Raw genomic sequence first — 1,544 nt, forward strand, 5'->3', positions numbered from 1 at the left:
ATATGAATAAAATTTATTCCGGAGCAATTTTTCTATGCTCCGTTCTGGGCTTTTCTGCCCAGGAAGTAGTCTGGCAGAAAGACATTAAATCCTCCACCCAGGATTTCCTTTCCCAGGTTACCACGACCATTGACCAGCAATATCTGATAACCGGCAGTTCTATCCAGACCGGAAATAGCATGTCCAAAGCCGGAGGCAAAAGCCATTTGCCAGCAGCCAGCAGCCAGCAGCCCAACAACGGTTACGACTTTCATCTCATAAAGCTCAACCAGCAGGGCGAAGAAGTCTGGGAAAAATATTTCTCGGGGCAGAACCATGATTTTCTGTCTGCAACAGTGAATACACAAGATGGTGGATTTGTTTTGGCCGGAACGTCATTCAGCGGAAAAGGGCTGGATAAAAAAGATAATTCCAAAGGCGGAAGTGATTTTTGGCTGATCAGAATTAATGAATTCGGGGATGAATTGTGGCAGAAAACCGTTGGCGGGGCTTCGGATGAAGAAGCCAGGGCGGTGATCCAGACGACCGATTTGGGATTCTTTGTGGCAGGAAATGTACAAAATTCTTCACAAGGTTACGGGTCCAAAGATGTTTTGGTCGTTAAATTAGATAAAAACGGAAAAGAATTATCCCAATTGGTATTGGGCGGAAAAGGATTAGATGAAGTAGAAAAAATGATTCCTACAAAGGACGGTGGTGCTTTGCTCGGGGCGTATTCCAGAAGTAAATCCTCCCCCAGCTCTTCCAAAGCCGGAGGCAAAAGCCATTTGCCAGCAGCCAGCAGCCAGCAGCCCAACAACGGTTACGACTTTCATCTCATAAAGCTCAACCAGCAGGGCGAAGAAGCCTGGGAAAAATATTTCTCGGGGCAGAACCATGATTTTCTGTCTGCAACAGTGAATACACAAGAAGGAGGTTTCCTTCTGGCCGGAACGTCATTCAGCGGAAAAGGGCTGGATAAAAAAGACGATTCCAAAGGCGGAAGTGATTTTTGGCTGATCAGAATTAATGAATTCGGGGATGAATTGTGGCAGAAAACCATTGGCGGGGCTTCGGATGAAGAAGCCAGGGCGGTGATCCAGACGACCGATTTGGGATTCTTTGTGGCAGGAAATGTACACAAGTCCTCACACGGTTACGGGTCCAAAGATCTTTTGGACGTTACATTAGATCAAAACGCACAAGAATTATCCCAATTGGTATTGGGCGGAAAAGGATTAGATGAAGTAGAAAAAATGATTCCTACAAAGGACGGTKGTGCTTTGCTCGGGGCGTATTCCAGAAGTAAATCCTCCCCCAGCTCTTCCAAAGGAGGGGAGCAAGACCATTCAGCCCAACATTCAAAATCACTTTCCGGTTATGCAAAGTCTACCGAAAATTTTGGTGAAGGCGATTATTGGATTATCAAACTTTCAAAAGACGGGAAAGTTGAATGGGTAAAGAATTTCGGGTGAAATTGTGATGATCATCTAAGTACTTTGGGTTTTACATCCACATGTTATTTATTCGTAGGCGAATCCAGATCGGAAAGATCGGGGAATAAA

1 pseudogene is annotated in these 1,544 nt (G+C 45.1%); it reads left to right on the plus strand.

Annotation, left to right across the window (positions count from 1 at the left end):
• A pseudogene (locus SOP96_RS19950) lies at positions 1–1,454 on the plus strand (hypothetical protein); the annotation flags it as partial.
• Between the last annotated feature and the right edge of the window lie 90 nt (positions 1,455–1,544).

It is taken from the genome of Chryseobacterium salviniae, from assembly GCF_035819015.1.
GTDB classification, from domain to species: domain Bacteria; phylum Bacteroidota; class Bacteroidia; order Flavobacteriales; family Weeksellaceae; genus Chryseobacterium; species Chryseobacterium salviniae.